Source organism: Sphingomonas echinoides (genome assembly GCF_029623395.1).
GTDB lineage: Bacteria > Pseudomonadota > Alphaproteobacteria > Sphingomonadales > Sphingomonadaceae > Sphingomonas > Sphingomonas echinoides_A.
Genome location: NZ_JAPYKK010000048.1, coordinates 1 through 24,813 on the forward strand (window position 1 = coordinate 1; position 24,813 = coordinate 24,813).

Consider the following 24,813-nt stretch of genomic DNA (forward strand, 5'->3'; position numbering starts at 1 on the left):
ACCTACCGCGTCGGCACAGGCTCCGCGCCTGAATAATCATAGAACCCGCGCTTGGTCTTGCGCCCGAACCACCCCGCCTCGACGTACTTCACCAAGAGCGGCGCAGGTCGGAACTTCGGATCCCCCGTCCCCTCGAACAACACGCGGGTAATCTCCAGACACGTATCGAGCCCGATGAAATCGGCGAGCTTCAGCGGCCCCATCGGATGGTTGAGCCCGAGCTGGCACGCGACGTCGATATCGCGCACCGTCGCGACGCCCTCGCCCAACGCGAAACAGGCTTCGTTGAGCATCGGCATCAACACGCGGTTGACGATGAACCCCGGCGCATCGTTAGCGTGGACGATCTCCTTGCCCAGCTTGCGCCCGAACGCCTCGACCGCGGCGACCGTCGCGTCGGACGTCGCCAGCCCGCGGATCAGTTCGATCAGCCCCATCACGGGCACCGGATTGAAGAAATGCACCCCCATGAACCGCGCCGCATCGGGCGAGGCCTGCGCCAACCGCGTGATCGGGATCGACGAGGTGTTCGACGCCAGGATCGCGTCCGACGCGAGCACTTTGCCGACCTCGGCGAAGATCGACCGCTTGATCTCCTCGCGCTCGGTCGCCGCCTCGATCACCAGGAACGCCGGTGCCATCGCGGACAATCCCTCAACCGGCTCGATCAGCGCGAGAGCCGCATCGCGAGCTTCGGCGGTGATCTTCTCCTTAGTAACGAGCCGGTCGAGCGCCTTGGCAATCCCCGCCTTGCCTGCGTCCGCACGGTCCTTCGACACGTCGCTGAGCAGCACGTGAAACCCCGCCTGCGCCGCAACCTGCGCGATCCCCGCCCCCATCTGGCCCGCGCCGATGACACCTACCGTCTGCATATCCTGTCCTTTGCTGCGTTTGACGCCGCTTTAGGGATCAGGCGATGCGGCGGCAATCATAGCCCTTGGTGAGATAGGGGAAAGCGACCGGGTCGTGCTGCAGCTCTGGCGTCGCGGAAATCAAGTCGCGGACTTGCGCGACGACGTCTCCGCGCGCCGCCGGGGACAAGGTGGCGATGAAACTGGTCGACAGCGTGCGCCCGACCACGACGTCCTCCACCGGCCCCTGATGCGCGTAAGGCCATTCGCTTTCCTCAAGTGCCGAAAATCCCTCGGCAGGAAAGACGTCCCGCCACGCCTCGGCCCGTTCGCGCAGCGCGGCACCCTGATGCGCGTTGGTCAGCACCGACAGCCGCTCGACCCAGCCAACCGATTCATCGCGCAGGTTCCACACCAGCCCGAGCGTCCCGCCGATCTTGAGCACGCGCCGGATCTCCGCCATCACCGCGGGAGTCGCGAACCAGTGGAAAGCGGTCGCGCAGACCACCGCATCGACGCTCGCGTCGGGGAGCGGGATTGCCTCCGCTTGCCCGACCAGCGGCCGCACCTCAGGAAAGTCGGCAAGAAGATGATCGAGCATCGCCACGATCGGTTCGAGCGCGAGGATGTCTGCCCCGGTCATGACGAGCGAGCCTGTGAACTTCCCCGTCCCAGCGCCAATCTCAAGCACCGTTCGACCCGGAACAATCCCCAGCCGGTCCCGCATCCAGTCCACGATCGCATCGGGATAACCCGGGCGGCTTGTCGCATAGACGTCCGCTGCCCGGTCGAACCCGGTCGCCGCGACCGGATGCAGCGGTGTCACGGCGCGAGGCGGGCGGGCTGTGCCTCGGCAAGGATCACCGCGAACCGGCCGTCAGGATCGGTCCATTCGCCAACCGGCGTCCACCCGCCCGCGCGGAGCAGGATCCGCGCATCGCGTGGCCCGAATTTGTGGCTGTTCTCGGTGTGGATCGTCTCGCCCGCCGCCATGTCGAACGGACGCCCCTCGATCATGAAGGTCACGTCGCGCGTCGCCTCAAGATGCATCTCGATCCGCGCGCGATCGTCGTTCCATATCGCGCGATGACGGAAGGCATCGACCGGGATCGTCGCGCCGAGTTCGCGATTGATCCGCTCGAACAGATTGAGGTTGAACGCCGCCGTCACCCCCTGCGCATCGTCATAGGCGGCTTCGAGCGTCGTCTGATCCTTGATCCGGTCCATCCCGATCAACAGCATCGCGCCTTCGCCAAGCGACATCTTCATTGCACGGAGCAGATCGACGCTGGCGTGCGGGATCATGTTGCCGATCGTCGATCCGGGGAAGAACCCGAGCTTGGGCGTGTCGATCACTTGCCCCGGCAGATCGATCGGCTTGAGGAAGTCGGCCTCGACCGGCAGCACCGGCAGTCCGGGAAACGCGGCGGAGAGATCCGCCGAGGATTCGCGCAGGAAATCGCCCGAGATGTCGATCGGTACATACGCCGCGGGATTGACCGCGTGGAGCAGGATCGGCGTCTTGGTCGACGATCCCGAACCGAACTCGACCACCGCGCGTCCGGTCCCCGCGATTCGCGCAACGTCTGCGCAGCACTCGCGCAGGATCGCGGTCTCGGTACGGGTCGGGTAATATTCGGGCAGGTCGGTGATCGCCTCGAACAATTCCGACCCACGGCGGTCGTAGAACCACCGGGCCGGAATCGCGCGCGGACGCAGGGCAAAGCCCTGCAACACGTCATGGCGGAACGCCGGATCGGCGAGGCTCGCCTGACCGTCCTCGATTTCTGGCTTAAGCATCAAACATCCTTGGCGAGCCGCACGCCGGTAAACTGCCAGCGCTGGTGCGGATAAAAGAAATTGCGGTAGGACGCGCGCGCATGGCCGCGCGGGGTCGCGCAAGATCCGCCGCGCAAGACGCACTGCCCGCTCATGAACTTGCCGTTATACTCGCCGACCGCACCCTCGACCGCGCGGAACCCCGGGTAGGGGCGATACGCGCTCCCGGTCCATTCCCACACGTCGCCGAAGAAAGCCGGACCGCCCGTCGACGGGCGCGGTTCGACCGGGCCGGCAGCGTCGAGAAAATTGCCCTCTCGCGCATCATACGCCGCGGCCGCGGCTTCCCACTCCGCCTCGGTCGGCAAACGCGCGCCGGCCCAGCTGGCATATGCGTCCGCTTCGTAGAAACTGACATGCGTCACCGGCGCCGCCGGATCGATCGCGCGACGCCCATCGAGGCCGAACCGAGTCCATTGGCCATCGCGCTGTTCCCAATACAGCGGTGCCGTGATTCCTTCGCGTTGCACCCAGGCCCAACCGTCGGAAAGCCAGTGCCGGGGTTCCGTATACCCGCCGTCCGCGATGAACGCCGCCCACTCGCCGTTGGTGACGGTCCGATCCGCGATCGCGTGCGCGCTGAGCAACGCTGGATGCCGCGGCCCCTCGCAGTCGAACGCAAAGTCGTCACCGTCATGACCGATATCGACGATTCCGGCGGTCCGTTCGATCCACCCGGTTCGCCCGGGCATTTCCACCGGCACCTTGCGCGCTGCGGGCCAGATCGCGGGCTCGACCGGGTTCTGCGCCATCAGGTGGAGAATGTCGGTCAGGAGCAATTCCTGATGCTGCTCCTCATGGTGGCAACCGAGCGCGATCAGTTCGTGCGCCGCTGCGGGCAAGTCGGGCAAAGCCGCAAGCACCTGCGCATCGACATGCGCGCGATACGCCAGCACTTCGTCGAGCGCCGGACGCGTGATCATCCCGCGTCGATTGCGCGCATGCCGCTGCCCCTCGGCTTCGTAATAGCTGTTGAACAGAAACGGGAAGCGCTCGTCGTACAACCGGTATCCAGAGACAAAATCGCGCAAGATGAAGGTTTCGAGAAACCAGCTGGTATGCGCCAGATGCCATTTGGCGGGCGAAGCATCGTCCATCGATTGTGCGGTCGCGTCGGCATCCGACAACCGCGACACCAGCGCGACACTCAAGTCGCGGACCGCACCGAACCGCTCGGCCAGCGGCGCAGCGTCAATCCTTGGGGCAGTCCGTATCGCCATCGCCTCGTCCGTTCCGGAAATCCTGGCCCGTCAGGCCGATCAGCGAGGCAAACTCCCGCCGACGTTGATCAGCGTGTTGCACCCGGTCGCCACAAAACGTCCCCACCCGCATTTTGGTTCACGACGCGGGTGGCTACGAACAGATAATCCGACAAACGGTTGAGATAAGCGAGCGCCAGCGGGTTGAGGGCGACCACGCGTGCTGCGCCGACGGCGGTCCGCTCCGCGCGCCGGACGGTCGCGCGAGCAACGTGGAGCGCCGCCGCCCCGCGCGTTCCACCGGGCAGGATGAAGCTGGTGAGCGGCGCAAGCTCGCTGTTCATCCGGTCGATTTCGGTCTCGAGCCGTTCCACCTGCGCAGCGACGATCCGCAGCACCATCTCCGACGGCGCGAAATCCTCGCCCGGGGTCGCGAGATCCGCCCCCAGATCGAACAGGTCGTTCTGCACCCGCTCCAACAACGCAACCAGCCAGATGTTCTCAATGCCGGTTTCACGCAGCGCGATCGCGGCGACGCCAATCAGGCTGTTGGCTTCGTCGACATCGCCGATCGCGGCCATCCGCGCATCGTCCTTGGCGACGCGTGACCCGTCGACGAGCCCGGTCGAGCCGTCATCCCCGGTGCGCGTGTAAATGCGATTGAGCTTTACCAAAACCTGTCCCCCGATCCGGTCCCGCCGCGGACCGGCGCCTGTCGTCGGCTCAGCTTTTGCCGGCGAGCCACATCAGCAGCACGACCAGGAAGATCGCCACCGCCTGAAACATGATGCGATATTGCATCATCTTGTTCGACTTGATCGCCGAAGGGCTGATCCCGTCCGCACTTCCCGTCCCGTCGCGCGCCTGCTGGCTTGCACCGAGCAGGAAGACCATCAGGCCTCGGACCAGAACGACGACCGTGGCGATCATCGCCGCAATCAGCAGGATTGTCAGGAAAGTGCTCATGCCATCAACTTAGGCGTTCGGCGCGAGAAAGCCAGTGGTCACAAGGCCCGAGGGCACCTGCCCTGCCCGCAGGCTCTGCGCGAGGGCGACGCCGTCCTCCCCCGCTAGCCGCAACCGCTCCAGCGTGGGCGCATGGGTGCGCTTCGCCAGCCGCACGCCGTCCGCATCGTTGAGCAGCGCATGGTGGCGATAGACCGGCGTCGGCAGGCCAAGCAGCGCCTGAAGCAGCCGATGGACGTCGGTCGCGCCAAACAGATCGAGCCCCCGCACGATATGCGTGACGCCCTGCGCGGCATCGTCGACCGTCACCGCGAGGTGATAGCTCGCGGGCGCATCCTTGCGCGCAAGGACCACGTCGCCGTGCGTTTCCGGCCGGGCGACGACGGGTCCGGCGCGCTCGTCATTCCAGGCGAGCGGTCCGGTCCGCGCGACCGCATCCGCCATGTTGATCCGCCACGCATGCTGCGCGCCCGCTGCGATCCGCGCCGCGCGTGCCGCCTCGTCCAGATGGCGACACGTGCCGGGATAGACCGCGCCCGGCCCATGCGGCGCGGACAGGCTCGCGGCGATTTCGGCGCGCGTGCAGAAACAGGGGTAGAGCAGTCCTTCGCCCCGCAACCGATCGAGCGCGACAGCATAAGCGGCGAGCCGGGTCGACTGGAACAGCACCGCGCCATCCCACGTCAGCCCGAGCCAGCGCAAATCCGCTTCAATCGTCGCGACATGTTCGGGCCGGCTGCGCGTCCCGTCGATATCCTCGATCCGCAGCAGGAACCGCCCCCCCTCCGACCGGGCACGATCATGCGCCTGGATCGCCGAAAAAGCGTGGCCAAGGTGGAGCTTCCCGGTCGGGCTGGGCGCGAACCGGCTGACGATCTGCGCGGTCATCGCGCCGTCGCGATCCGGGCGCGATCCGCCGATCCGGGCGCGTACCCTCCGATCGTTCCCCTTGACCCTGAGTCGCGCCCTGTGCTGTGTTCGTTTAAGATTGGCGTCGCTGTCATGACAGCGTCATCCTAACCGGCAAGAAGCCGCGCAGGAAGCGTCACGCGACCGAGGAACAGGGGGGCTTGAATGTACCATCCCGATCTCATCCGCCACCCCGATGGCTGTCCTGCGCTTGTGCTCAACGCAGACTACACCCCGCTGAGCTATTATCCGTTGTCGGTCTGGCCATGGCAGACCGCGATCAAGGCCGTGTTCCTCGACCGGGTCGACATCGTCGCCGAATATGAGCGCGAGGTCCGCAGCCCGACGCAGCGGATCAAATTGCCATCGGTGATCGCGCTCAAGCAATATGTCCGGCCCAGCGCGTTTCCGGCGTTCACCCGGTTCAACCTGTTCCTGCGCGACAAGTTCACCTGCCAATATTGCGGGTCCGGAAACGACCTGACGTTCGACCATATCGTCCCGCGCGCGCAGGGTGGGCGGACGACGTGGGAAAACGTCGCCACCGCCTGTTCGCCGTGCAATCTCAAGAAGGGCGGACGGACGCCAAAACAGGCGGGAATGCCGCTCCATATCGACGCGATCCGCCCAACGAGCTGGCACCTTCAGGAGCACGGGCGACGCTATCCGCCGAATTTCCTGCACGATACGTGGCACGACTGGCTGTATTGGGACGTTGAGCTCGAAGCTTGACGCCAATACACATGCGCGTCGGCGTTTCGGTCCGGGAGACAATGATGCAGCGTATGGGGATGATCGGGCTTGCGGCCCTGGTATTGGTAACGTCGGGCTGCGGCCAGTCCGCACCGAGCGACGACGCGCTTGCCGATTTCGTACCACCGACGCTCGCCAAGCGCGATGAGGTCCGCCAGCTGCTCGAAAAGCGCTTCGACGAACGCGATGCGGATGGCGACGGGCGGTTGAGCAAGCTCGAACTCGGCAACACCCGCGCGGACCGGATCGCGCGTGCCGACACCGATCAGGACGGCGCGATCAGCCGGACCGAATTCGTCGCGCGCGGGCTCGAACGGTTCGACGAAGCCGATGCCAACAAGGACGGCATGGTCACCAACAAGGAACAAGCCGCAGCCCGCGCGGCACGGGGGGCAAAGGCAACGCCCGCGACCGCCCCCGCCACGCCCGCCGCACAGTGACAGTTGACCCGGCGGGTGTTGCAATGCAGCATCCGCACATGGCTGACCTCCCCTCGATCACGAACAACCCCGACATCCGTTTTCTGGGCAAATTGCTCGGCGACGTGATCCGCGCCTATGGCGGCGACGCCCTGTACGAACGCACCGAATCGATCCGCGCCGCCTCAGTCGAGCGGCATCGCGGGGCGGTCGGCGACGAAAGCGTCGATCTCGGGCTCGACCGGATGGATCTCGACGAGACGCTCGATTTCGTCCGCGGATTCATGCTGTTCTCGATGCTCGCCAATCTGGCGGAGGACCGCCAAGGCGTCGCTGCCGAACAGGGCGCGGACCTCGCCTCGGCGCTCGACCGCCTGGCGGACGAGGGGATCGACAAGCCCAAGGCGATCGCGCTGCTCCAGCACTCGCTGCTGGCCCCCGTGCTGACCGCGCACCCGACCGAGGTGCGGCGCAAATCGATGATCGATCACCGCAACCGCATCGCCGCGCTGATGCTGCTGCGCGATGGCGGCGCGACGGACACGCCCGAAGGCGACGATATCGAGCAGGCGATCCTCCGGCAGATCGCGTTGCTATGGCAGACCCGCGTGCTCCGGCGCGAACGCCTGTACGTCACCGACGAGGTCGAGACCGCGCTCAGCTATTTGCGCGACGTGTTCCTGCCCGCGCTCCCCGCCTTGTACCAGCGCTGGGATCGCGCGCTTGGCGAACGCACGCCGGGGTTCCTCAAGCCCGGCAGCTGGATCGGCGGGGACCGCGACGGCAACCCGTTCGTCACCGCGGACAGCCTGCGCGCCGCGCTGGCCAAGGCGAGCGAGGCGGTGCTCGTCCATTATCTCGACGCGGTCCACGCGCTCGGCGCCGAACTGTCGATCTCGACCGATCTCACGCCCGCCGACGCCGCGGTCACCGCGCTCGCGGACGCCAGCGGCGACAATGCCGAAAGCCGCAGCGACGAACCCTACCGCCGTGCATTGTCGGGCATTTACGCACGGCTCGCAGCAACGCATCTCGCGCTGACCGGCAAGGCGGCACCCCGCCCGGGGCCGCTCAAGGGCGAACGGTACGCCGATCCGCAGGCGTTCCGTGCCGATCTCGTCGTCATCGCGCGCACGCTGGCGGCGGGCGGCGGGGGGACCTTGTCGTCGGGCGGTGCGCTCGGCCGGCTGATCCGCGCGGTCGAGACGTTCGGCTTCCACTTGGCCACGCTCGACCTGCGGCAGAACAGTGCGGTGCTCGAACGCGTCGTCGCCGAATTGCTCAAGGTTGCAGGGGTCGAGGGCGACTATCTCGCGCTGAACGAATCGCAGCGCGTGTCCCTCCTCCGCCACGAACTGTCCAACGCGCGACCGCTGGGCAGCGCGTTCGCGGACTATTCGGACGAAACCACGTCCGAACTCGCGATCCTGCGCGCCGCCGCGACCGCGCACGCCACCTACGGCACCGCGTGCATCGTCCAGCATATCGTGTCGATGGCGCAGTCGGTGTCGGACCTACTCGAACTCAACGTGTTGTTGAAGGAAGTCGGTCTGTACCGCCCGCAAGGAAACGACGGGCAAACCCCGCTCGCCGCGATCATGGCGGTGCCGTTGTTCGAGACGATCAGCGATCTGGAAGCCGCGCCCGAGATCATGACCGAATGGTTCGCGCTGCCCGAGGTCCGCGCGGTTACCGCCGCGCGCGGCTATCAGGAAGTGATGATCGGCTATTCCGATTCGAACAAGGACGGGGGGTATCTCACCTCGACCTGGAGCCTGTCGAAGGGGTCGACCGCGCTGCGCGGTGTATTCGCCGACGCGGGTGTCGGAATGCAGCTGTTCCACGGCCGCGGTGGCGCGGTCGGGCGTGGCGGCGGCTCGGCCTTCGCCGCGATCCGCGCGCAGCCGTTCGGCACGGTGCAGGGCCGGATCCGCATCACCGAACAGGGCGAAGTGATCGCGGGCAAATATGGCACGCGCGACAGTGCGATGACCAATCTCGAGGCGATGGCATCGGCGACGTTGCTCGCCAGCCTCGAGCCGGATCATTTGTCCGCCGCCGACACACAGCGGTTCGCCGATGCGATGGACCAGCTGTCGGCCAGCGCATTCAAGGCGTATCGCGACCTGGTCTATGGCACCGAAGGGTTCCGCACCTTCTTCCGCGAAATGACGCCGATCGCCGAAATCTCGGGGCTCAAGATCGGCTCGCGCCCCGCCAGTCGCACCAAGAGCGACCGGATCGAGGATCTGCGCGCGATTCCGTGGGTGTTCAGTTGGGCGCAGGCGCGCGTGATGCTGCCAGGCTGGTATGGCGTCGGGCAGGCGATCGACGCGTTCGAGGACAAGGCCTTGCTGCGCGACATGGCGCAGGGCTGGCCGTTCTTCGCCGCGACGCTCGCCAATATGGAACAGGTGATCGCCAAATCCGACATGGGGATCGCCGCACGCTATGCCGCGCTGGTCGAGGACCGTAGCCTTGCCGACGCGATCTTCCCGCGGATCGAAGCGGGTTGGCGGCAAGCGCATGACGGGCTGCTCGCGGTAACGGGGCAGTCACGGTTGCTCGAGGCGCATCCTGCGCTGGAGACGTCGATCCGGTTGCGCTTGCCTTATATCGAGCCGCTCAACCTGCTCCAGATCGAACTAATCAAGCGTCGCCGCGCAGGCGATGAGGACGAGCGGATCGGCGAAGGCATCCTGCTCTCGATCAACGCAATCGCGACGGCCTTGCGGAACAGCGGATAAGCGTAGCCCGCTGCAAGTAAGGGACCGTAACCAGACGAAAACTCCCGGTTCTCCTGCGAAAGCAGGAGCCCAGGAGTCACGCACACGTTCGGTCGTTGTCCCGAGTGGCCTGGATTCCTTCTTTCGCAGGAAAACAGCCGACGGACCCACTAAATCACACGGTCTCAGGCGAGAACCGGCCCGCCTTCCTCCGGAACCACCGCAGCCGTCTCGCCGCGCGAATACAGCCCGACCAGCAACCCCGCGCCGATCACATGTCCCGCCATTGCATTGAGGACCGCGCCCCGCCCCGGCCCCTCGCCTAGATCCTCCGCGACACAATCGAGTGCGAACAGCTGAAACGCATAGCGATGGTCGCCATGCCCGGTCGGCGGATCTGGCGGCAGCCACCCCTCCGACAGATAGGAGTTGCGCCCAACCCCGCCGCCGTCCGGATGCGCGTCGGCGACGATCGCCCCTTCCTCGATCCGCCCCGCATCGGCGGGCAGACCCCACAGGATCGCATGCACCAGCGGCGACGGTGTGGGTGAGTCCGCATCCTCTACGACGAGCGCGACGCTCAACGTTCCCGGCGGCACTGCGCCCCAGGTCAGCGGCGGCGATACGCCGTCGCCGTCGGCGGTGAAACGCGGCGGAATCCGCCCTTCCTGCGCGAAGGCGGGGCTAGTGACCTCGATCGTCGCATAATCATGCCCGAGGACCGGCTGCGTGATAATCAACTTGTCGGCACCGGCGCGCACGCTGCGCAACGCGGCACCCAACCAATGGGGAAGATGTTCCAGCATCGCGGGCCTTTCCTTGTACGGGATCATCCTCTCAAGCCCCCGAGGCGACAAGCGGTTCCGTCAGCCGGACAAAAACGGCGCCGCGATCTCGTCCCTGACGCGCAGCAAGCGGCCACTCGCGCGGTCGATCAGCGCCCAGGTCGTGACCGCCTGAACCTTCACCTTCCCGTCCGCGCCAAGGAACCGGACATGCCGGTCGAACCGCGCGCCCTTGGGCGGTTCGGGGACCCAGGTTTCGCCCGTCACCGTCTCCCCCGCCGCGACATTGCCGCGATAGTCGATCTCGTGCCGCGTCACGACCCAGACGTACGCCGCCTGCTGGTCTGGCGGCGCGAGCGCTTCCCAGTGCGCGACCGCGATGTGCTGGATCCAGCGGACCCACACCGCATTGTTGACATGGCCGAGCTCGTCGATGTCGTCGGGGGTCGCGGTGATCGAAAGCGTGAAGCGCGTCATGCCGCCTGTGTGCGCCGCCCGCGCCACCAACGCCAGAGCCCGAGCAGCAGCGCGATCCCGACGATCGCCCCGCCGACGATCAGGATCGCATGTTTGTCGGGGAGGAAACGCTCGATCAGTTTCTCGAAACTGTGCCCGAACAGATAGCCGATTCCGGTGAACACGATTCCCCAGACGATCGCCGCAACCAGGTTGATCATGACGAACAGCTTGGTGGAAACCTTGGTCGTCCCGATCGCGATCGGGCTGATCGTGCGGAAGCCGTAGATGAAGCGGAACGCGAAGATGAACCCGATCGGATAGCGTTCGAGCAACCCCAGCGCGCGCGCGAAGATCGGCTTCGCGCGCGCGCGGCGGACCCACGGCTTGTCGCGGAAATACCGCCCGAGCGAGAAGAAGATCTGGTCCGCGACGAACGACCCCGCCGCCGCCGCAGCCATCGCGCCGGGGAGCGAAAACAGCCCCTTGTGCGCGAGCAGGCCGCCCGCAACGACGACGGTCTCGCCCTCGATCCCGGCGCCTGCGAACAACGCGAACAAGCCGTATTTCGCGATGATGGTTTCGATCGTCATGCGCGGGTTAAATCCGGCGAGGTCCCCTTGTTCCGCGTCCGCACGACGGAAGGCGCAGCCTTACCCCTCCACGCCGAGCTGCCACAGCACGAACGCATGTTCCTCCGCGCCCTCGCGCAGCGATTCGAACCGCCCCGATTTCCCGCCATGCCCCGCGCCCATGTTGGTCTTGAGCAGCAGCACGTTATCGTCGGTCTTGGTCGCCCGCAGCTTGGCGCCCCATTTCGCGGGCTCCCAATAGGTCACGCGCGGGTCGTTGAGCCCGCCCGAGATGAACATCGGCGGATAGGCCTGTGCCTTGACCTGGTCATACGGCGAATAGCCGCGGATCAGCTCGAACGCCGCCTTGTCCTCGATCGGATTGCCCCATTCGGGCCACTCGCCCGGCGTCAGCGGCAGGTCAGCATCCATCATCGTGTTGAGCACGTCGACGAACGGCACGTCGGCGATCACCGCGCCCCACAGCTCGGGATCGGAATTGACCACCGCGCCCATCAGCTCGCCGCCGGCCGAACGCCCCGCGATCGCGATCTTGCCCGCCGCGGTCCAGCCGTCCGCGACCAGCCCCTTCGCGACATCGACGAAGTCGTTGAACGTGTTCGCGCGCTTCTCGAGCTTGCCGTCGAGATACCATTGCTGCCCGAGATCGTCGCCGCCGCGGATATGCGCGATCGCATAGGCAAAGCCGCGATCGAGCAGCGACAGCCGCCCGGTCGAGAAACCCGGCGGAATCGCATAGCCGTATGCGCCATAGGCATAGAGGAACAACGGGCGCGACCCGTCCTTGGGGAAGTCAGCGGGATAGACGATCGAGACCGGCACCTCGGTCCCGTCGCGCGCGGTGATCTTGAGGCGTTCGGTGCGATATTTGGCGGCCTGATAGCCCGAGGGAATTTCCTGGACCTTGAGCGTCGTCAGCTCGCCGGTCGCGACGTCATAGTCGTACTCGGTCCCCGGCGTGACCATCGATTCGTAGCCGACGCGCAGCACGTCCATCGCATATTCGGGATTGTTGCCGAGCCCCGCGTCATAGCTCGCCTCGGGGAAGCGGATGCGCTGCGGTGCAATTCCGTCGTCGTAGCGGTGGATCTCGATCTGATCGAGCCCGTCCTCGCGCCCATCGACGATGAAGAAATCGCGGAAACAGTCGATCCCGGTCATGTAGAAATGCCGCGACGGCGCGATCTTCTCGACCCATTCGCCCGGCGCCGAGATATGCGCGGTGCACAGTCGGAAATTCGGGTCGGTGTCGTTGGTGTGGATGAACAGCGTGTCGCCATGCATGTCGACGTCATATTCGCGCCCCACTTGCCGCGCCGACACCAGCAGCGGCGTCGCCAGCGGATCGGTCGCGGGGAGCAAATAGATTTCGCTCGTCACATGGTCGCCGCTCGACAGCACGATCCACTTGCGGTCGCTCGTCTCGCTGACGCCGACGCGGAAGCCTTCGTCGGCTTCCTTGAACAGTTCGATATCGTCCGCGATCGGCGTGCCGAGCCAGTGCAGCCGGGCGTTGTCGGTGCGCCACTGGTCGTTGGCGAGGCCATAGAGGAAGCCTTTGTCGTCCGCGGTCCAAACGACCTCGGACAGCATTCCCGGAATGACGTCAGGCAGATGCTCGCCGGTGCTCAGGTCCTTGACGCGGATCTCGAAGCGTTCGGAGCCATTGTCGTCGATCGCATAGGCGAGCAGCAGGCCGTTGTTGCTGATTGAGAAGGCGCCGAGCCGGAAATACTCCTTGCCCTCCGCCAGCACGGGCTCGTCGAGGATCAGCTCGTCCTTGCTCGTGTCGTCGCCGGCGGCGACCGGACGACGCCACCACTTGCGATACTGCCCCCCGGTCTCGAACGCTGTCCAGTAGATCCAGTCGCCGTCCTTCTGCGGGACCGACGAATCGTCTTCCTTGATGCGGCCCTTCATCTCTTCGTACAGCCGGTCGATCAGCGGCCGGTGCGGCGCCATCACGCTCTCGAAATAGGCATTCTCCGCTTCGAGATACGCCAGCACGTCCGGGTCGGTGACCTCGGGATAGTTCGGATCCTTCAGCCAGGCGTAGGGATCCTCGATCGTGATCCCGTGCGCGGTGAAGCTGTGCGGGCGAGTGGCGGCGACGGGGGGCGTGAGATCGGTCATCCGCGATCCCTACCCTGCCACCACCGTGCAAGTCGAGCCGCGCAAGCGGCCGGGACTTCAGGCGGGGAGCAACACCCTGGCGCGCGCGTCCTGCGCCGGACCGCGCCGGTCGGCGGCACTACCCGGCGCCGATCCGGTGCGGGCCTTGCGCCGCTCCCGCGCGACGGGAACGTCGTTTGCGCGCAAGTCATACCGGAAGGCGGCAGCGTGACCGGCCAGCGTCCGCACGTCCTGCGCAAGCCCCGCCGCCGCCGCCGACGTCTCCTCGACCATCGCCGCATTCTGCTGGACGATCTGGTCGAGCTGCGACACCGCGCTGTTGATTTCGCCGATCGCGGTCGCCTGCGCGACATTGTCGTCGGCAATGCCCTGCGTCAGTTCGGCGGCTTCGGTGCAGCGCGTCAGGATCGTCGCGAGCGCGCCATCGACCAGCCCCACCGCCTCGACCGCGACGGAGACGTCCTGCTGCGTCGCGCTCAATTGCGTGCGGGCACGTTTGGCTTCCTCCTCGGCGCGCATCGCCAGCGTCGACACCAGATCCGCAACCACCGCGAACCCACGCCCCGCGTCGCCCGCGCGTCCGGCCTCGACTGCCGCGTTCATCGCGAGGACGCGAGTCTGGAACGCGATCTTGTCGAGCCCTTCGATCACATCGTCGATTCCGCTCGCGCTGCGCGACACGCGGTGCATCGCCTCCATCGCACCATCGGTCCGGCTCCGGACTTCGGTCGCCGCGTCGAGCGTCTGGCGCGATCCTTCGGAGGTCTTGCGTGCGGCATCCGCGGTGCTGCGCAGGCGCTCGTCCATCCGGTTGACCGCCGCCGACGTCTCCTCGATCGCGGCGGCGCTGCTCTCGGTCCGCCGCGCGAGATCCTCGGTCGCCCCCGCGATCGACCCCGACGCCCCGGCGATCTGGTTGGTCGTCTCGACCACCGCGCAGACCATCTTGCGCAACGTCTCGACCGCGCCATTGAGGTCGCTGTTGACGCCGGTGTAGCTCGGCGGAAAGTCGATCGCAGTGCCGTGCCGCAGATCGCCCGCGGCCATCCGGCGCAGGACCTGCCCGACGCCGTCCGCGACCATCGCGGTTTCGGCGGAGCTGCGCGCGTCATGCTCGGCGCGGTCCCTCGCGAATTGCCGGAACACATCGACCGCGCGTGCCATCGCGCCGAGTTCGTCAACGCGGTCGACATGCGGAACCGCCCGGTCCTGCCCCGCGGCGAGCGCGGTTGTCGACTGGATCAGTTCCCCGAGCGGCGCCATCACCTTGCGGGTCAGATAGACGCCCGCACCGATCGCCAGCGCGAGGATCGTCAGCGCCAGCGCGAGCAATGCGCCCGATGCAGCGGTCAGGCTGCGATGCGCATCGCGCTTGAGCGCGGCCTGATAGTCGGTCGCCATCGTCACCGCGCGGTCGATCCGGGTGCGGTGCGCGGCATAGGCCTCGGAAAGCGCCGCATAGCTGTCGCGCATCGCGCCCGTGTCGCCGGAACGCGCCGCGGCTTCGAGCCGCGCGACCTGCTGCCAGAAGCGTTGCGCGGGGGCATCTGCATCCCGGGTCAGCGCGGCGGCGAGCTCGGGGCTGATCGTCCCGGTTTTCCAATATGCGTGCCGCTCGGCATAGGCCTTGTGCAGCGCCGCCAGCCGTGCCGCGCGCTGTTCGACCTGCTCGGGATGGTCGACCAGCAAGGTCGCCTCCAGATACGGTTCGAGCACATAGGCGGGGGGTGGCAGGATATCGGCAACGTAATCCGACGCCGCCTGGATCCGCTCCGCGACCGGGCCACCGATCCGCACGAGATTGATGCTGTAGGCGGCAATGCCGATCGCCAGCAGGACGATCGCAGCGATGAGCGCCGAACCGAACTGGAGACGCTTTGCAATGGACATGACGAGGGAGCCTAGCGGTTGCGGTAACGCCCAACATTATAGACGGACGCCGCACCGCCGGACGCAGGGGGGACGGCATCCCGCCATTCGCGTCGCTTGATGCTCGCAACCCGACAGCAGTTGGCCTAATCTGGCGTCAGATATCTTGCCGAAACCCTCTCGAAAGACCTTCCCGATGTCGACCCATGCCGCCCGCCTCGCCGCTCTGCGGGCCCAGCTCCAGCGCGATCGGCTCGACGGTTTCGTCGTTCCGCTGACCGACGAACACATGTCCGAATATGTCGGCGGCTATGCGCAACGCCTCGCCTGGCTGACCGGCTTCCAGGGGTCGGCCGGGAATGCGGTGGTGCTCCCCGAGGCTGCCGCAATCTTCACCGACGGCCGCTACACGCTGCAGGTGCGCGAACAGGTCTCCGCCGACGACTGGCAGTTCGTCGCGGTGCCGCAGACGAGCGTCGCGGCGTGGCTGGGCGACAATGCCGCCAACGGCGCGCGGATCGGCTATGACCCGTGGCTCCACACCCGCGCCTGGGTCGAGGAAGCGCGCGCGAAACTGGCGGCGCGCGGAGCCGAGCTGGTCGCGGTCGACACCAATCCGGTCGATGCGGTCTGGCCCGATCGCCCCGCCCCCTCCGCCGCCCCGCTGGGCGTCCAGCACGATGATCGCGCCGGAGCGACCTCCGCCGCCAAGCGCGCGCAGATCGCCGACTGGCTCGCGACCGAACACGCCGACGCGGTCGTGCTGACCGCGCTCGATTCGATCGCCTGGTTGCTCAACGTGCGCGGTCGCGACGTCGCACACACGCCGGTCGCGCTGGCCTATGCGATCGTCGCGGCGGACGGCACCGCCGACCTGTTCATCGCGCCCGACAAACTGACCGATGCGGTGCGCCAGCATCTCGGCAACGCGATCCGCCTCCACCCGCGCGATGCGTTCGCGGAAGGCCTCGCGCACTATGCCGGCAAGACGATCGCCGCCGACCCGAGCGGCGCGGTCGCGGCGATCTTCGATGCGCTCGAAGGCGGCGGCGCGACCGTGATCCCGCGTCGCGATCCGGTGCTGCACACCAAGGCGACCAAGAACCCGGTCGAGATCGCCGGACATCGCGCGGCGTCGGTCCGCGACGGTGCCGCGCTCGCGCGCTTCCTGCGCTGGGTCGAGGCCGAGGCGCCCAAGGGCGAACTGACCGAGCTCGATTGCGTCGCGCGGTTGCAAGCGTTCCGCGAAGCGACCGGGGTGTTGCTCGACACGTCGTTCGACACGATCTCCGCAACCGGCGCGCACGGCGCAAGCCCGCATTATCACGCGACCCCCGAATCGAACGCCCGGCTGGAGCTGGGGCAACTGTATCTCGTCGATTCGGGCGGGCAATATGCCGACGGGACGACCGACGTGACGCGCGTGCTGCCGATCGGCACGCCGACCGCGGAAATGCGCGACCGGTTCACCCGCGTGTTGCAGGGCCATATCGCGCTCGCGACCGCGGTGTTCCCGGCGGGGACGACCGGGGGGCAGCTCGACGGCTTCGCACGGCGGCCGCTCTGGCAAGTCGGGCTCGATTATGCGCACGGCACCGGCCACGGCGTCGGCGCCTATCTGTCGGTCCACGAAGGGCCGCAGCGAATCGCCCAGCCCTTCTACCCCGGCGGCGGCCCGGGCGAGCCGCTGCGCGCGGGGATGATCCTCTCGAACGAGCCCGGTTATTACAAGGCGGGCGAATACGGCATTCGAATCGAGAACCTGCTGCTGGTCGAGGACCGCAATTTCTCCGAAGGCGCCCCGTTCCTCGGGTTCGAGACGCTCACCTTCTGCCCGATCGAGCGCAGCATGATTCTCCCCGAACTGCTCAGCACCGCCGAGCGCGCGTGGCTCGACGCTTATCATAGCGAAGTGTTCGCGGTGCTCAGCCCAGAGCTCGAGGGAGACGAGCGGACGTGGCTCGCGGAGAAATGCGCGCCTATTGCGTAACGTCGTCCGGGAGCGGCGCAGGCGGTGATCCGGCATCGACGGCGCGGGCCTGCGCCTTGCGCCGCTTGAGGTTTTCGCGAAGCGCCGCTGCCAAACGGTCGGCTTTTTCGTCTTTTGTGTCGGCCATCGTGCATGTGCTCCTTGACATTCGCTGCTCAGCCGTCTCTTACGCCGCTTCCGCTGCAAAGTGGAGTTGCTGCCGTAGCTCAGTGGTAGAGCGCATCCTTGGTAAGGCTGAGGTCGTGAGTTCAATCCTCACCGGCAGCACCATTTTTTCCGATCATCGTCGAGATCATTTCCCCGCCGGGGGAGCCCTCCGTTGATGTGATCCGGCTGGCGTCGGATGATCCGAGCCGGTATCAGCCCATTTCTGGCGGGATCACCGCATGTTCGAAAGGTAGCCAACCCGTGTCCATGGTTCAGCCACGATCTTCGGACCCGCTTTCCGCGACTTTCGACATGGTACGGATCATCAACCTTCCGAATCGCGTCGATCGCCGCAAGGGCGCGGTCGCAACCTTGCGAGGCCTGGGCGCGGAGATCGACGGGCGCAGGATCGCGTTCCACGAAGCGACCCGTCCGGACAGCGCCGGTGGTTTCCCGACGATCGGCACGCGGGGCTGTTTTCTCAGCCATCTCGGCGCGTTGCAGGCGGCGCGGGCGGCGGGCGCGACGTCGCTGCTGATCCTGGAGGACGACGTCGCCATTTCGCGCAGCGAGATGGCGCGGCTGCCGGGGACGCTCGCGGCGCTGGCGCGCGAACCGTGGGACGTCTTCTACGGCGGTTCTCCCGCGACCGAGACCGCTAACCCGCTCTCCCCCGTTGCGCCGGACGAGGCGGTGATGCTGGCGCACTTCATCGCATTTTCGAAGCCCGCGATCGCGGCGCTGGTCCCGTATCTCGAGGCGATCCTGGCGCGCGAGCCCGGGAGCCCGGACGGCGGACCGATGCATGTCGACGGCGCCTATTCCTGGTTTCGGGCGGCCCGCCCCGATCTGCGCGCCTTTGCCGCAACGCCGCACATCGCGCATCAGCAATCCTCGCGCACCGACATCCATGCGCTCGGCTCGAGCGACACGAACGCGCTGCTCCAGCCGTTGCTGCAGGTCGCGCGCTCGATCAAGAATGCGATCCGCAACCGGAGCTGACTTCCCTGGCGTGATTCGACCGGACGCTACGATCCGCGGTTCCACGAATAAACCCGATCACCGACTGCGGGATTCTCACCTTTCCCGGGGGGCTCCGGGGGCATAACGCCCCCCGGGTCTGGCCTTGCGCATTCGTCCCACACTGGGATTCGAACGCGAGCCCGCCCGCATCGCCGCGACCACCGGGTCGCGCTGGAGAATTCAACCGTGGCAACCAAACGTCCCGATGGCATCAAGGATTACACCGGCCCCGCCGGCGGCTGGGGCGCGCTCAAGGCGGTCGCCATCTCGCTCAAGGCGCAGCAGATCGTCACCAGCGGCGCGCAGACGCTGCTCAAGTCGAACCAGCCCGACGGCTTCGATTGCCCGAGCTGCGCCTGGCCCGACCCCAAGCACACCAGCTCGTTCGAATTCTGCGAGAATGGCGCGAAGGCCGTCGCATGGGAATCGACCGCCAAGAAGATCGGCGCGAAGTTCTTCGCCGAGCACAGCGTTTCCGACATCTGGAAGCAGAGCGACCACTGGATCGAGGATCAGGGCCGCGTGACCGAACCGCTGCGCTACAATGCCGCCACCGATCATTATGAGGTCGTCGGCTGGGACGAAGCAATCGCCGAGATCGGTGCCGGGTTCGCCGCGGTGCCGCACCCCGACCAAGCCGAATTCTACACATCGGGTCGCTGTTCGAACGAAGCCGCGTTCCTGCTCCAGCTGTTCGTGCGGCTGTACGGCACCAACAATTTCCCGGACTGTTCGAACATGTGCCACGAGGCGACCTCGGTCGGCCTTCCCAAGTCGATCGGGATCGGCAAGGGCACCGTCAGCCTCGAGGATTTCGACCATGCCGACCTGATCCTGTCGTTCGGCCACAACCCCGGCACCAACCACCCGCGAATGATGGCGACGCTCCGCGAAGTGTCGAAGCGCGGGGGCAAGATCATCGTCTTCAACCCGCTCAAGGAACGCTCGCTCGAACGCTTCGAATCGCCGCAATCGGTGGTCGAGATGGCGACGGGTACCGCGACCCCGATCGCGTCGACCTATCTGCAAGTGAAGGTTGGCGGCGATGCCGCGGCAATCAAGGGCATCGCGAAGGCGCTGGTCGCGCTCGACGATGCCGCGCGCTCTTCGAACGCAGCCGGTGCCGCAACGGCGGAGCCGACGCTCGACCACGCCTTCATCGCCGAGCATACCGCGGGGATCGAGGCGTATATCGCCGACCTGCGCGAAACCACGTGGGAGGCGATCGAGCGTGGCAGCGGGCTGACGCGCGCGGATCTCGAAGGCGTCGCGCAGATCTATGCGGTCTCCCAGGCAACGATCTGCTGCTACGGCATGGGGATCACGCAGCAGCGCACGGGGACGAGCAACGTCCAGCAGATTGCCAACCTGCTGCTGCTCCGCGGCAACATGGGGCGGCCGGGCGCGGGGATCTGTCCGCTTCGCGGGCACAGCAACGTCCAGGGCGACCGCACCGTCGGGATCACCGAACGGCCCAAGCCCGCCTTCCTCGACCGGATGCGCGACGTCTTCGGGTTCGAACCGCCCCGCCAGGACGGGCATTCGGTGGTCGAGAGCATCGCCGCGATGCGCGACGGCAAGGCGCGCGCGATCCTGTGTCTCGGCGGCAATCTCGCGATCGCCTCGTCCGACCCGCAGGCGTGTGCCGAGGGGTTCCGCAACATGGATCTCGCGGTCCACATCACCACCAAGCTCAACCGCACGCATCTGCTGATGGCGAAGGCGACCTATGTCCTGCCATGTCTCGGTCGGACCGAACTCGACGAGCAAGCGGGTGTTCCGCAATCGGTGACGGTCGAGGATTCGATGTCGATGGTCCACGCCTCGCGCGGGTTCCTCAAGCCGCCGGGCGCGCAGGTGAAGTCCGAGATCTGGATCGTCGGGCAGATCGCCAAGGCGACGCTCAACGGCAAGGGCGGGATCGATTGGGACGCGTTCATCGGCAATTACGACCTGATCCGTGACAAGATCGAAGCGGTCTTCCCCGATTTCGCGGACTATAACCGGCGCGTCCGTGAGCCCGGCGGGTTCCACCTGCCCAACAGCGCCGCGCTGCGGATCTGGAACACCGACAGCAGGAAGGCGAACTTCTTGTGCACGCCGACGCTCGAGGACGATTCGACCAACGGCGACCCCAACGTCCTCCGGCTGACGACGCTGCGCGCGCACGACCAGTATAACACCACGGTCTACAGCCTCGACGATCGCTATCGCGGCGTGTTCGGCCGGCGCGACATCCTGTTCATGAACGAACGTGACATCGCGCGCATGGGCTTCGTCGAAGGCGACGTGGTCGACATCGCGACGGCACTCGACTTTGCGCGCGCAGATCGCGTGGTACAAAGACTTACAATCGTGCGTTACGCGCTGCCTGAAGGATGCTGTGCATCCTATTATCCGGAGACCCAGCCGTTGATCGCGCTCGAAGATCATGATCCGCAAAGCTTTACGCCGTCGTACAAATCGGTGCCGGTGACGGTCCGCGCAAGCGGGAGCGACCTCGGCGCCGAGCTGGGCGTAGTCCGCGCCGGCGTCGTCGGTCGATCGAAGCACGTCCCCGCGTGAGCTACGCCCCGACGATCGACACCTACGCCAGGCTCGCCGCGACCAAGGCGGCCGGGTTGCGGCAATCCCCGCTGGGTTTCTTCACCGGCGCGATGCTTGCGGGCACGTACATCGGCATCGCGATGATCCTCGCGCTCAGCACCGGCGCGGGCTTGCCCGCCGGAGTCCGCCCGCTGGTGATGGGCGGAACGTTCGGAATCGGGCTGATCCTGACGGTGTTCGCAGGCGCGGAGCTGTTCACCGGCTACGTCATGTATCTCGGCTTCGGGCTAGCGCGGCGGACGATCACGCTGTCGGAAGCGCTCCAGATGATCGTCGTCGTATGGGTCGGCAACCTCGTCGGCGGGGTCATCCTGTCGCTGGTGTTCGCAGCAGGTGGCGGCGGCGCGATCTTCGCCAATGCCGATGCGATGTTCCACGCCTATGTCGCGCATAAGGTCGAGGCGAGCACGCTTGCGCTGCTGGCGCGGGCGATCCTGTGCAACTGGCTCGTCTGCCTCGCGATCTGGACCGCGGCGCGGATGCAGGGCGATGCCGCCAAGTGCATCGCGATGGCGTGGATCCTGCTCGCCTTCGTCGCCGCCGGGTTCGAACATTCGGTCGCCAACATGACCGGGCTGACGCTCGGGCTGTTGGTCGATCACCCGTCGATCAGCATCGCGGGCATGGTACGCAATCTCGCGATCGTCTCGGTCGGCAATGCGATCGGCGCGTTGGTCTTCGTCTGCGGCGGATATCTCGCCGCGGCACGGACCGACGTCGTCGCAATCGCCAAGTAAAGGAATCCCCATGTCCGGTCCCCGCCTCTTCGAACCACTGACGATCGACGGGCTCACGCTCGCCAACCGCATCGTCATCGCCCCGATGTGCCAATATTCCGCGGTCGACGGCTGCATGACCGACTGGCATTTGATCCACCTCGGGCAGCTTGCGCTGTCGGGGGCGGGGTTGCTGACGATCGAGGCGGCGTCGGTGCTGCCCGAGGGCCGGATCACGTACGGCGACGTCGGGCTGTACGACGATGCGACCCAGGCCGCGATGGGCCGGACGCTCGACAGTATCCGGCGGCATTCGGACATGCCGATCGCGATCCAGCTGTCGCACGCCGGGCGCAAGGCCTCGACCGACTTGCCGTGGCGCGGCGGCGCGCAGATCGCGCCGGGGTCGGACAATGGCTGGCAGACGGTCGCACCATCCGCTGCCGCGTTCGGAAAGGATGACACCGCCCCGCTGGCGCTCGACCGCGATGGTCTGACGCGGGTGCGCGACGCGTTCGTCGCCGCGACGAAGCGGGCCGCCGCGCTAGAGCTCGACCTCGTCCAGCTTCACGCCGCGCATGGCTATCTGCTCCACCAGTTCCTCTCGCCACTGTCGAACCACCGCGACGATGACTATGGCGGCAGCCTGGAAAACCGGATGCGGTTCCCGCTCGAAGTGTTCGACGCGGTGCGCGCTGCCTTCCCGGCGGGCAAGCCGGTGACGATGCGCGTCTCGGGCACCGACTGGGTCGAGGGGGGCTGGACGAGCGACCAGACCGTCGCCTTCGCCCAGGCGCTGGAAGCGCGCGGCTGTTCGGCGATGCACGTGTCGAGCGGCGGTCTCGACCCGCGCCAGCAGATCCCGGTCGGTCCCAGCTACCAGGTGCCGCTCGCGCGTGCGGTCAAGCAGGCGGTCGGGATTCCAGTGGTCGCGGTCGGGCTCATCACCGACCCCGAACAGGCCGAAGCGATCATCGGGACGGGCGACGCCGACCTGATCGCGCTGGCGCGCACGATTCTCTACGATCCGCACTGGCCGTGGCACGCCGCCGCCGCGCTCGGCGGGAAGGTGGTCGCCCCCAACCAGTATCTCCGCTCGCAGCCGCGCCAGTATAAGGACCTGCTGCAGCCGCCGGCCGCGCGCTGAAGCGGCCCAGCGCAGCGATCGGTTACTTCCGCGGCAACAACTGCCAGACCTTGACCCGCCCGCTCGGATGCGGCGTTCCGTCGAGCCGGACCGCGCGGCGGATCGATACCGGCTGACGGAGCGTCTCGCCCTTCATCGGCCCGTCGCCGCCCTGGCTCGTCGGCATCGCGAGGATGCGCTTCACCACGTCCATCCCCGCGACGACCTTGCCGAACACTGCATAACCGGGCGATCCCGGCCGCGCGTCCATGTTCGGGAACGGCCCGGACATCAGCGAGAAGTTGGCGGTCCCTGAATCGAGCGCATCATAGCGCGCCATCGAAATCACCCCGTCGACGTGCCGCAACCCGGTCTTGCTGGTCGGTTCGAGCGGCAAGGTGCCGAGCCGACGGCGCGCATCGGTGCCGATCCCGCCCTCGATGAACCCGAGCCCCGGCTTGCCGGGCCGCCGCGATGCGCGGAAGAAGGCGGTGCCGTCGAGCCGCTGGTCGTCGACATAGGCAAGGAAGTTGGCGGCGGTCTTTGGCGCATGCCGCGTATCGACCGCAACGACGATCGGCCCCGCCGACGTTTCCAGCCGCACCCGGACCATCGGTGGCTCGGCGGGAGCGGCACCCGTCAGCAGCGCCAGCGCCACGATCCCCAATATCCACCGCATCCGTTCGTCTCCGTCAGTCCCCGCCACCGCTAGGGGAAGAGAACGCTGCGCGGTATCCCCCACCGCCCAGCCGGGGACGCCGCGTGATGAACCGAGCGCGCGAACGCCGGTTCCGCCATGACGCCCGCCCGATGGGCGCTGCGAACGTCGCCGCAGCACCGCGACCGATGGGCCGCCCCGCTCTCTATGATGGTGCAACGCCTGGCCGATGGGAGAAGCGCGTGCCGCCGGTTGCCGCCGTATCGAACCTGTCGTCCCCCGCCGTTGCCCCCGCTGCCGAACCCGGCACGGTTCCCGACGGCGCGTTCCAGCGCGCGCTGGGGACCACGCCGGCCACGCTCCCCGTCCCAGCGCCCGTGACGGCGACGATACCCCCGCGCGACACCCCGCTGACGATCGCGGCGACGATCGCGGCGGCGGGAACGGAAACTGCCCGTGGGATCGGCACCGCGGTCACGCCACCGACGCCCGTTTCATCGCCCCCGCCTTCGGAAGACATCGCGCCGCCGTCGGGAGCACCCGCCGAAACCGGCGGTCCCGCGCGCGCGTCCGGCACCGATGGAGCTGTGCAACCGGTCGTGCGGACTTCAACGGCGTCCCACTCCCCGGGAACGCCCGGCACGACGGACAAAACCGGCACCATCGCGAACGGAGCCGCCGCAACCGACGCAGCGCCACAAGCAGCAGACGCCACCACCCCCGCACCGGTCGATGCGGCGGCGCACGATTCCGCTGCCGCTCTACGGACGGCGGCGCCGCACCGCGCCAAATCGGCGGATACCGCGATCCCGGACGAGGTCGCCCCCCCGGACTCCCCGCCGGTCGCGGTGCCGAATGCACCGATCGTCGCTCTGCCCCCGCCCGCTCCCGCTGCACCGGCCGACGCCCGGTCTCGCCCCCTGCCGGACACGACCGCCGCCATCGCCGCGCGCCGCGGCGACTCGTCTGGCGGGACACCCCCCGCGCTATCGACCTCACCCGCGGCGGCGACGGACGACACGGCGACAAAAGCCGACACCCCCTTTCC

At 67.1% G+C, this 24,813-nt stretch carries 22 protein-coding genes, 1 tRNA gene and 1 pseudogene; 10 read left to right on the forward strand and 14 right to left on the reverse strand.

Annotation, left to right across the window (positions count from 1 at the left end):
• Positions 1–2: 2 nt before the first annotated feature.
• The 7 genes from QBJ92_RS18950 to gluQRS form a co-directional block, all read right to left on the reverse strand.
• Positions 3–872, reverse strand: coding sequence for a 3-hydroxyacyl-CoA dehydrogenase NAD-binding domain-containing protein (locus QBJ92_RS18950; RefSeq protein WP_277971244.1), 870 nt, complete (start codon positions 870–872; stop codon positions 3–5).
• A 37-nt stretch (positions 873–909) separates the two neighbouring features.
• A complete protein-coding gene (locus QBJ92_RS18955) occupies positions 910–1,677 on the reverse strand; it encodes a class I SAM-dependent methyltransferase (protein ID WP_277971245.1) in 768 nt (255 codons plus the stop codon).
• On the reverse strand, positions 1,674–2,651 hold the full coding sequence (gene egtD, locus QBJ92_RS18960; RefSeq protein ID WP_277971246.1) for an L-histidine N(alpha)-methyltransferase: 978 nt from the start codon (positions 2,649–2,651) through the stop codon (positions 1,674–1,676). Before egtD ends, QBJ92_RS18955 begins: the two co-directional genes overlap by 4 nt.
• Positions 2,651–3,910: an ergothioneine biosynthesis protein EgtB gene (gene egtB, locus QBJ92_RS18965; protein ID WP_277971247.1), complete on the reverse strand. Its 1,260-nt coding sequence runs from the start codon at positions 3,908–3,910 to the stop codon at positions 2,651–2,653. Before egtB ends, egtD begins: the two co-directional genes overlap by 1 nt.
• Positions 3,911–3,978: 68 nt before the next feature.
• A complete protein-coding gene (locus tag QBJ92_RS18970; protein WP_277971248.1) occupies positions 3,979–4,563 on the reverse strand; it encodes a cob(I)yrinic acid a,c-diamide adenosyltransferase in 585 nt (194 codons plus the stop codon).
• A 49-nt stretch (positions 4,564–4,612) separates the two neighbouring features.
• On the reverse strand, positions 4,613–4,855 hold the full coding sequence (locus tag QBJ92_RS18975; RefSeq protein WP_277971249.1) for a twin transmembrane helix small protein: 243 nt from the start codon (positions 4,853–4,855) through the stop codon (positions 4,613–4,615).
• 9 nt (positions 4,856–4,864) lie between these two features.
• Complete coding sequence (gluQRS, locus tag QBJ92_RS18980; RefSeq protein ID WP_277971250.1) at positions 4,865–5,743, reverse strand: tRNA glutamyl-Q(34) synthetase GluQRS; 879 nt, start codon at positions 5,741–5,743, stop codon at positions 4,865–4,867.
• Positions 5,744–5,929: 186 nt separating this feature from the next.
• Here gluQRS and QBJ92_RS18985 point away from each other — a divergent pair, with 186 nt between their 5' ends.
• The 3 genes from QBJ92_RS18985 to ppc are packed head-to-tail and all read left to right on the forward strand — an operon-like array spanning position 5,930 to position 9,683.
• Positions 5,930–6,496, forward strand: a complete 567-nt coding sequence (locus QBJ92_RS18985) for an HNH endonuclease (RefSeq protein WP_277971251.1) — start codon at positions 5,930–5,932, stop codon at positions 6,494–6,496.
• Between the two features lie 44 nt (positions 6,497–6,540).
• Positions 6,541–6,957 (forward strand): EF-hand domain-containing protein, encoded by a 417-nt coding sequence (locus tag QBJ92_RS18990; protein ID WP_277971252.1) that lies wholly within the window; start codon positions 6,541–6,543, stop codon positions 6,955–6,957.
• 38 nt (positions 6,958–6,995) lie between these two features.
• Entirely contained in the window at positions 6,996–9,683 is a 2,688-nt protein-coding gene (gene ppc / locus QBJ92_RS18995; protein ID WP_277971253.1) for a phosphoenolpyruvate carboxylase, read from the forward strand.
• A 164-nt stretch (positions 9,684–9,847) separates the two neighbouring features.
• Here ppc and QBJ92_RS19000 read toward each other — a convergent pair whose 3' ends face one another.
• Genes QBJ92_RS19000 through QBJ92_RS19020 form a run of 5 tightly spaced genes read right to left on the reverse strand, consistent with a single transcriptional unit; the run spans position 9,848 to position 15,519 of the window.
• Positions 9,848–10,468, reverse strand: a complete 621-nt coding sequence (locus QBJ92_RS19000; RefSeq protein WP_277971254.1) for a YbhB/YbcL family Raf kinase inhibitor-like protein — start codon at positions 10,466–10,468, stop codon at positions 9,848–9,850.
• A 60-nt stretch (positions 10,469–10,528) separates the two neighbouring features.
• Complete coding sequence (locus QBJ92_RS19005) at positions 10,529–10,924, reverse strand: acyl-CoA thioesterase (RefSeq protein WP_277971255.1); 396 nt, start codon at positions 10,922–10,924, stop codon at positions 10,529–10,531.
• Positions 10,921–11,496 carry a DedA family protein gene (locus tag QBJ92_RS19010; RefSeq protein ID WP_277971256.1) on the reverse strand — a complete coding sequence of 192 codons (576 nt, stop codon included), beginning with the start codon at positions 11,494–11,496 and terminating at the stop codon, positions 10,921–10,923. The genes QBJ92_RS19005 and QBJ92_RS19010 overlap by 4 nt, the downstream gene beginning before the upstream one ends.
• A 60-nt stretch (positions 11,497–11,556) precedes the next feature.
• Positions 11,557–13,629, reverse strand: coding sequence for a S9 family peptidase (locus tag QBJ92_RS19015; protein WP_277971257.1), 2,073 nt, complete (start codon positions 13,627–13,629; stop codon positions 11,557–11,559).
• A gap of 57 nt (positions 13,630–13,686) precedes the next feature.
• Complete coding sequence (locus QBJ92_RS19020; RefSeq protein WP_277971258.1) at positions 13,687–15,519, reverse strand: methyl-accepting chemotaxis protein; 1,833 nt, start codon at positions 15,517–15,519, stop codon at positions 13,687–13,689.
• A gap of 175 nt (positions 15,520–15,694) precedes the next feature.
• Between QBJ92_RS19020 and QBJ92_RS19025 the strand changes: the two genes are divergently transcribed.
• Complete coding sequence (locus tag QBJ92_RS19025; protein ID WP_277971259.1) at positions 15,695–17,488, forward strand: aminopeptidase P family protein; 1,794 nt, start codon at positions 15,695–15,697, stop codon at positions 17,486–17,488.
• Here the strand turns inward: QBJ92_RS19025 and QBJ92_RS19030 are convergent.
• Positions 17,478–17,615 carry a hypothetical protein gene (locus QBJ92_RS19030; RefSeq protein ID WP_277971260.1) on the reverse strand — a complete coding sequence of 46 codons (138 nt, stop codon included), beginning with the start codon at positions 17,613–17,615 and terminating at the stop codon, positions 17,478–17,480. The two genes, QBJ92_RS19025 and QBJ92_RS19030, sit on opposite strands and share 11 nt — an antisense overlap.
• 68 nt (positions 17,616–17,683) lie before the next feature.
• Between QBJ92_RS19030 and QBJ92_RS19035 the strand changes: the two genes are divergently transcribed.
• The 5 genes from QBJ92_RS19035 (at position 17,684) to QBJ92_RS19055 (ending at position 23,128) form a co-directional block, all read left to right on the forward strand.
• Positions 17,684–17,758, forward strand: a tRNA-Thr gene (locus QBJ92_RS19035).
• Between the two features lie 189 nt (positions 17,759–17,947).
• On the forward strand, positions 17,948–18,637 hold the full coding sequence (locus QBJ92_RS19040) for a hypothetical protein (RefSeq protein ID WP_277971261.1): 690 nt from the start codon (positions 17,948–17,950) through the stop codon (positions 18,635–18,637).
• Positions 18,638–18,844: 207 nt separating this feature from the next.
• Entirely contained in the window at positions 18,845–21,223 is a 2,379-nt protein-coding gene (locus QBJ92_RS19045) for an FdhF/YdeP family oxidoreductase (RefSeq protein WP_277971262.1), read from the forward strand.
• Positions 21,220–22,002 carry a formate/nitrite transporter family protein gene (locus tag QBJ92_RS19050; protein ID WP_277971263.1) on the forward strand — a complete coding sequence of 261 codons (783 nt, stop codon included), beginning with the start codon at positions 21,220–21,222 and terminating at the stop codon, positions 22,000–22,002. Before QBJ92_RS19045 ends, QBJ92_RS19050 begins: the two co-directional genes overlap by 4 nt.
• Positions 22,003–22,012: 10 nt before the next feature.
• Positions 22,013–23,128 carry an NADH:flavin oxidoreductase/NADH oxidase gene (locus QBJ92_RS19055; protein ID WP_277971264.1) on the forward strand — a complete coding sequence of 372 codons (1,116 nt, stop codon included), beginning with the start codon at positions 22,013–22,015 and terminating at the stop codon, positions 23,126–23,128.
• Between the two features lie 22 nt (positions 23,129–23,150).
• Here the strand turns inward: QBJ92_RS19055 and QBJ92_RS19060 are convergent, their stop codons facing one another.
• A complete protein-coding gene (locus tag QBJ92_RS19060; RefSeq protein ID WP_277971265.1) occupies positions 23,151–23,786 on the reverse strand; it encodes a peptidylprolyl isomerase in 636 nt (211 codons plus the stop codon).
• 83 nt (positions 23,787–23,869) lie between these two features.
• On the opposite strand from QBJ92_RS19060, the pseudogene QBJ92_RS19065 reads away from it, so the two are divergent.
• Positions 23,870–24,813: pseudogene (locus QBJ92_RS19065) on the forward strand (hypothetical protein); the annotation flags it as partial.